Origin of the sequence: Mycobacterium sp. NAZ190054, assembly GCF_001545925.1 — a bacterium.
Lineage (GTDB): Bacteria > Actinomycetota > Actinomycetes > Mycobacteriales > Mycobacteriaceae > Mycobacterium.
The window spans coordinates 1-6,493 of the sequence record NZ_LMVQ01000214.1 but is presented as its reverse complement, the minus strand read 5'-3'; the positions used below and the strand labels follow the sequence as shown (position 1 = coordinate 6,493).

Here is a 6,493-nt window from a genome sequence, read left to right as displayed (position 1 = left end):
ATCTCGGCGATCACCGCACCGTTGTAGAGCGTCAGTCCGGTGATCACACCCGCCAGCGCCAGGTGCCTGGACGGGAAGACGTCGTAGAACGCGTACAGAAAGTACGCGAAGATCATCATGATCAGCATCGGCAGCGCCGCGAACGTCGCGACGAACACGACGGTGGCGATGACCACGACGGCGGTCGGCCACGCCGCGCCGCCGGCCACCAGCGTCCACCACGGCACCCCGAACAGCAGCACCATGACGGCCAGCACCACCGCCGCCCGGCGCCAGCGGCCGCGGGAGCGGGATGGCGGGTGCGCGGCCTCTTCGACCGTCTCGGCCGGGTTGTCTGACATGTCCTCGAAAGTACCGACGGGCGGTTTCCCCGCCACCACGCCGCAGTGTTGAATGTCCCGAGGAGGTTTACACATGGCAGCGATTTCGTTAATCACCGGCGGTGCTGGTGGGATGGGCACGGCCACCGCCAGGCTGGTCGGCAAGGATCACGAGGTGGTGCTGGCCGACGTCCGGCAGGACCGGCTCGACGCCGCGTCCGCCGAGCTGACCGGCCTCGGAATCACGGTGCACGCCGTCAATTGCGACGTCACCGGCAGGCAAGGGATCGACACGCTCTTCGAGAAGGTGTCGGGCCTCGGCACGCTCGCGTCGGTTATCCACACCGCCGGGGTGAGCCCCAGCATGGGGGACCCGGAGTATGTGATGCGGACCAACGCGCTCGGCACGGTGAACGTCGGCGAGGCGTTCTTCGCGACGGCAGGCGAGGGCGCCGCGATCGTCAACGTCGCGTCGATGGCCGCGCACCTGCTGCCGGCCGAGCTGATCCCGACGGCGACCTTCCCGCTGGCCCTTCAGGACACGGACGCGTTCATGGCCGAGATGCTGCAGGCCTGTGCGATCGCGCCCGAGGAAGCGCGGTCGGGCCTGTCGTATGCACTGAGCAAGAGCTTCGTGCGGTGGTACAGCAGCTCCCAGGCCGAGCGGTTCAACACCCGCGGTCTGCGCATCGTGTCGGTGTCGCCGGGATCCATCGACACCGAGATGGGCCGGCTCGAGGAGCAGGCCGGTGCCGGTGCCATGGTCACCGACGCCGCGGTCCCGCGCTGGGGCAAGCCGGAGGAGATGGCCGCCCTGCTGGCGTTCTGCGCCGGTGACCAGGCGGGTTACCTCACCGGCACCGACATCCTCAGCGACGGCGGGGTGGTCGCGTCGATGACCGAACGGGCGCGGCTGGCCGCTCAGACCGGCTGACCTGCACCGCCACGCTCGTGGACAATCGGCACCATGAGTTGCTGCCATCACAGCGGTGTGGACGGCGCAGGCGACACCGCGTTCACCGTCGACGCGTCCCGGGTCACCTTCGGGCGGGGCTGCCTGCGTGAAGTGGGCGACCGGGTCGGCGCGCTGGGCGCGGCGCGGGTCGCGCTGTTCACCGACCCGACCGTCGCCGGGCTCGAGATCTTCGACACGGTGCGCCGCTCGTTGCGTGATTCCGGCATCGAGGTCGTCGCCTACACCGATGTCCGGGTCGAACCGACCGACGAATCCTTCAAGCAGGCGGCGGCGTTCGCCGCCGAGGTCGCTCCGGACGGCTACGTGTCCGTCGGCGGCGGCTCGGTGATCGACACCGCCAAGGCCGCCAACCTCTACGCCACGCACCCCGCCGACTTCCTGGAGTACGTCAACGCGCCGGTGGGCGCGGGATCCGCGGTACCCGGACCACTGCGCCCCCACATCGCCTGCCCGACCACCTCGGGCACCGGCAGCGAGGTCACCGGCATCGCGATCTTCGACCTGCTGTCCATGGCGGCCAAGACCGGTATCGCCTCACCCGCCCTGCGCCCCACCGAAGCCGTGGTCGATCCGGACTGCACGGACACGCTGCCCGGCAACGTGGTGGCGTGCAGCGGGCTCGACGTGCTCTCCCACGCGCTGGAGTCCTACACCGCGCGGCCCTACCTGCGCCGCGCCGCGCCCGCCAGACCCAGTGGACGCCCGATGAGCCAGGGTGCCAACCCGTGGAGCGACCTGGGCAGCGTGGAGGCGTTGCGGCTGCTCGGGCGCTACCTGGAACGGGCCGTCACCGACGCCGCCGACCGGGAGGCGCGCGAGCAGGTGATGTGGGCGGCGACGCTGGCGGGCATCGCGTTCGGCAACGCCGGGGTGCACATCCCGCACGCGATGGCCTACGCGGTGGCCGGGCAGGTCAGGCGGTTCCACCCCGACGGCTACCCGGGCGACGAACCCATGGTGCCGCACGGCATGTCGGTGATCCTGAACGCGCCCGCCGCCTTCCGGGTCACCGCGCCGCTGGACCCGCGGCGTCATCTCGACGCTGCCGGACACCTCGGCGCCGACACGACAGGAGCCGCCCCCGAGGACGCCGGCGGCGTGCTGGCCGACCACCTCGTCGCGGTCATGCGAGCGGTCGGGATGCCCAACGGGCTGGCGGGCGTCGGGTACTCCGAGGCCGACGCGCAGCGCCTGGCCGACGGTGCGTGGCCGCAGCAGCGGCTGCTCGGGAACGCCCCGCTCGACGTGGATGAAGCGTTGTTGGCGGACACCTTCCGGCAAGCGCTGAGCTACTGGTGACCGAGCCGACAACACCCGGGGCCCACACCGTCGCCGACTACCGGTACTTCCTGCCGATCACGACGCGGTGGATGGACAACGACGTCTACGGGCATGTCAACAACGTCACCTATTACAGCTACTTCGACACCGTCGCGAACCACTTCCTGATCCACGAGGGCGGCCTGGACATCCACACCGCACCGGTGATCGGCCTTGTCGTGGAGTCGAAATGCGCGTACCTGGCGCCGGTGGCCTACCCCGACGAACTACGGGCCGGCCTGCGGGTGGACAAGCTGACGAACCGGTCGGTGACCTACGGCGTCGCGATCTTCACCGCCGCCGACGACACCGCGGTCGCGCACGGCCACTTCGTCCACGTCTTCGTCGATCGTCAACGGCGCCAAGCGGTTCCGATCCCCGACCGAATCCGGTCGGCGCTGTCCTCGCTCGTCGTCAACCCGGGACCGTAGCCTTCGCCGGGTCGGTCGGCACCACGCCGGCCGTGAGCGGACTGCACAGCGCGCACACGCTGGCGTCGAGGGTCGGATATCCGCACGCCGGACAGCACGCGACTCGGCGCGCCTCGGGCGGGAGAATGGTGGCCACGGCGGCTCCTTTCAGCGTTGCTGGTCTGTACCCGCTTCGCGACCACCTAATCCACCGTGGCGCACCGCTTCGGCGACGTGATCAGCGACTTCGCCGGCGGTGCGCCGGGTGGCCGGATCGTCGGCCGGGGCGTAGCGGTCCGCCGCGGCGTCGTAGCGGGCGCCTGCGATGTCGCCGTGGTCGGCGTCGAGTTCGCAGAACCGCACCGGCCAGCCGGCGTTCGCGAGTGCCGCGGCGAACGTCCGGCTGGCCGACACGGGCACCACGTCGTCGGCGGTGCCGTGCAGCAGGGTGAACGGCGTGCGCACGGCGACGGCGTTCAGACGGGCGGTCACCTCCTCACCCGAGATCGGATCACGCGCCGTGAACGCACCCGCCAGGCACACGGTGTGCCGCAGCGCGACACCGTGGGCCTGGGCGTGCACGGTCAGCCCGGCCGCCGCCACGCCGCCGAGCGACCAACCCACCAACGTCAACGGCTCCGGGCTGTGTGACCAGGACCGCGCATAGCGCACGGACTCCAGCAGGTCGGCGCGGCCGCCGTCGGCGCGGTGCGAATCCCAGTCCGGCGCAACCACACTCATTCCCCGGTCGGCGAGAAGCCCGGCCAGGACCCGGACGGTGGCGCGCGCATCGGTCTGGGTGCCGTGCCAGAGCAGCACCGTCGGCGCGGCAGGGTTGCCGAAGAGATCGACCGCGCGGCCCGGAGCGTACCGGGCCGTCTCCATCACTGGTCACCCACCGCGCCGGCCAGCGCCCGAAGCGTCTCTGCGGCGGTGAATTCGGGCCGCCACCCCAGCTGCTCCCTGGCCTTGGTGGTGTCCATCACCACCGAGGTGCGGCCCGCGTGCAACCATTCCAGGATCGACGGGACGAACGGCAGCCGTGCGATCACCTCCGACGTCGCGGCCGCCGCGGTGCGGGGCACCTTCACCGGCCTGGCTCCCAGCGCGTCACCGACCGCCGACATCGACAGCACCCCGTCCCCGGCGATGTTGTACGCGCCGGGCGGGGCCGACTCGGTGGTCACGGCGGCCGCGATGGCCGAGGCGACGTCGTCGTGGTGCACCAGTTGCAGCGGTGTGCCGGGATCGGGGAACGGCGGTTTGAGCAACGGCAGCGCTTGGGTGATCCGCCGCACCGGACCGGGAAGCTGATTCCACGGCATCGCGTCGGCCAGTGCGGTCGCCTTCGGCCCGGCGACGATGCACGGTCGCAGGATGTACACCTCCAGCGGTGACCCGGCGGTGACCTCGGTGAGCAGCGCCTCGCACGCCGCCTTCTGTTCGGAGTAGTAGTGCTCCGGTGACCCGCGCGGCGGAACGTCCTCGGTGATCGGGACCGGGGTGTCGGAGTGATAGCCGTAGGCGGCCACCGACGAGGTGTAGACGAGCCGGCGGACAGCGGGGGCGGCGACGGCGGCCTCGAAGACGTTGCGGGTGCCTTCGAGGTTGACCCGGGCACTCTCCTCCCGCGAGCCCATGATGACGAACGCGAGGTGGACCACCACGTCGGCGTCGGCGACCAGCGAACGCACCGCGTCGCGGTCCAGGATGTCGCCCTGCCGGTAGACGGTCTTGGTCCACCCGTGTCCGGCCGGCTCGAACGGCCGCCGCGCCATGCCGACGATGGCTTCGACTTCCGGGTGGTCCTCCAGTGCCGAGATGGCCGAGATACCGATCTCCCCGGTCGGACCTGTGACCGCGACGCGCACAGACATGTCGGAGAAAGTTCCCGGATTGCGTGTGGCAAAACCGGCGCCTCGCCCGACGTCCGGACCGTGCCGAACTGCGATGTCGACTCCCGGCTATCCAATCAGCGAAATCTGCTCTGTGCGTTGATGTCCCGCTCGTCACACGGTGGGTGGGGGCTGTAACGGGGTGTCCGTGGAGGTCGATACACTGACGACCGTCGACTTGTCCGACACGCCCTCATCGAAGATGCCGTGGGGTTCGGCGGTGGGTCACCGATCTTCAGACCGAAGGATTGCACTTTGCCACCCGAGCTCCTGCTGGATCGTCGCTCTGCGCTCAAATTGCCGGCTGTGCTGGCGGCGGGGATGGCGCTGACGACCGTGCCCCGCGCGTCGGCGGAGCTGGCCAGGTGGTCACCGGACCGCGCCCACCGGTGGCACCGCGCCCAGGGGTGGCTCGTTGGCGCGAACTTCATCCCGGCCAACGCCATCAACCAACTGGAGATGTTCCAGCCCGGCACGTTCGACCCGCGGCGCATCGACACCGAACTGCGGATGGCGAAGCTGATCGGGCTCAACACCGTTCGTGTTTTCCTGCACGACCTGCTGTGGGTGCAGGACCGTGTCGGGTTCCAGCGCCGGCTGGCCCGGTTCGTCGACATCGCGGCCCACCACGGCATCAAACCGCTGTTCGTGCTGTTCGACTCCTGCTGGGATCCGCATCCGCGGCTGGGACCGCAGCGCGGACCGACGCCAGGTGTGCACAACTCGGGATGGGTGCAGAGCCCGGGCGCCGGCCATCTCGACGACCCGCGGCACCGCCGGGTGCTGCGCGAGTACGTGGTGGGTGTGATCAGCCAGTTCCGCCACGACCGACGGGTGCTGGGCTGGGACCTGTGGAACGAACCCGACAACCCCGCCGACGCCTACAAGGACGTGGAACGCCCGGACAAGGTGGACCGGGTGGTCGAGCTGCTGCCCCAGGTCTTCCAGTGGGCCCGGTCCGTCGACCCGATCCAGCCACTGACCAGCGGGGTCTGGGACGGCGAGTGGGGCGATCCGGCACGCCGCAACGAGATCAACCGCATCCAGCTCGACCTCTCCGACGTGATCACGTTCCACAGCTACGCCGATCCGAGGGGCTTCGAGGCCAGGCTGGAGGAGCTGGCCCCGATGGGCCGGCCGATGCTGTGCACCGAGTACATGGCCCGCACGCTGGACAGCACGGTGGAGGCGATCCTGCCGATCACCAAGCGGCGCAACGTCGGTGCCTACACCTGGGGTTTCGTCGCAGGCAAGACCCAGACGTTCCTGCCGTGGGACTCCTGGGACCGGCCGGTGACCGGCCCTCCCGGGCTGTGGTTCCATGATCTGCTCAACGGCGACGGCACCCCGTACCGCGACAGCGAGGTCAACACCATCCGGGAGCTGACCGGGCGGCGCGGCCCCAACTGACTAGCCGGGCAGCGGCCCGGCCAGTTTCGCCGGCCGGCACAGCACCGTCACCAGCAGCGCCAGCGCGGCGGACGTGTCGATGCCGTTGACGGTGGCGCGGGCGAACGGGCTGCGCACGAAGCAGGCGTGCAGCATGCCCGGCCGGTGGATGTCGTCGACGAA

Annotated in this window: 7 protein-coding genes and 2 pseudogenes; 4 read left to right on the top strand and 5 right to left on the bottom strand. The window is 70.3% G+C overall.

Annotated features, from left to right (window positions below; translation table 11 throughout):
* Nucleotides 1-341, bottom strand: a pseudogene (locus ASJ79_RS33970) (hypothetical protein); the annotation flags it as partial.
* A gap of 73 nt (nucleotides 342-414) precedes the next feature.
* Here ASJ79_RS33970 and ASJ79_RS15930 point away from each other — a divergent pair.
* Genes ASJ79_RS15930 through ASJ79_RS15920 form a run of 3 tightly spaced genes read left to right on the top strand, consistent with a single transcriptional unit; the run spans nucleotide 415 to nucleotide 3,047 of the window.
* On the top strand, nucleotides 415-1,254 hold the full coding sequence (locus ASJ79_RS15930) for an SDR family oxidoreductase (RefSeq protein ID WP_067956850.1): 840 nt from the start codon (nucleotides 415-417) through the stop codon (nucleotides 1,252-1,254).
* 33 nt (nucleotides 1,255-1,287) lie between these two features.
* Complete coding sequence (locus tag ASJ79_RS15925; RefSeq protein WP_067956847.1) at nucleotides 1,288-2,595, top strand: hydroxyacid-oxoacid transhydrogenase; 1,308 nt, start codon at nucleotides 1,288-1,290, stop codon at nucleotides 2,593-2,595.
* Entirely contained in the window at nucleotides 2,592-3,047 is a 456-nt protein-coding gene (locus tag ASJ79_RS15920; RefSeq protein WP_156448474.1) for a thioesterase family protein, read from the top strand. The genes ASJ79_RS15925 and ASJ79_RS15920 overlap by 4 nt, the downstream gene beginning before the upstream one ends.
* Here the strand turns inward: ASJ79_RS15920 and ASJ79_RS32315 are convergent.
* From ASJ79_RS32315 to ASJ79_RS15910, 3 genes are read right to left on the bottom strand one after another with little or no spacing between them, the layout of a single operon-like run.
* Nucleotides 3,031-3,183, bottom strand: coding sequence for a hypothetical protein (locus ASJ79_RS32315; protein ID WP_156448473.1), 153 nt, complete (start codon nucleotides 3,181-3,183; stop codon nucleotides 3,031-3,033). The genes ASJ79_RS15920 and ASJ79_RS32315 overlap by 17 nt on opposite strands.
* Nucleotides 3,184-3,194: 11 nt before the next feature.
* Nucleotides 3,195-3,911 carry an alpha/beta hydrolase gene (locus tag ASJ79_RS15915; RefSeq protein WP_067956844.1) on the bottom strand — a complete coding sequence of 239 codons (717 nt, stop codon included), beginning with the start codon at nucleotides 3,909-3,911 and terminating at the stop codon, nucleotides 3,195-3,197.
* The gene (locus ASJ79_RS15910) at nucleotides 3,911-4,903 is read right to left on the bottom strand and encodes an NAD-dependent epimerase/dehydratase family protein (protein ID WP_067956841.1); all 993 of its coding nucleotides are present in this window, start codon (nucleotides 4,901-4,903) and stop codon (nucleotides 3,911-3,913) included. The genes ASJ79_RS15915 and ASJ79_RS15910 overlap by 1 nt, the downstream gene beginning before the upstream one ends.
* 291 nt (nucleotides 4,904-5,194) lie before the next feature.
* Here ASJ79_RS15910 and ASJ79_RS15905 point away from each other — a divergent pair, with 291 nt between their 5' ends.
* Nucleotides 5,195-6,331: a 1,4-beta-xylanase gene (locus tag ASJ79_RS15905; protein ID WP_067956853.1), complete on the top strand. Its 1,137-nt coding sequence runs from the start codon at nucleotides 5,195-5,197 to the stop codon at nucleotides 6,329-6,331.
* Nucleotides 6,332-6,385: 54 nt separating this feature from the next.
* Here the strand turns inward: ASJ79_RS15905 and ASJ79_RS35075 are convergent.
* Nucleotides 6,386-6,493 (bottom strand): annotated as a pseudogene (locus ASJ79_RS35075) (hypothetical protein); the annotation flags it as partial.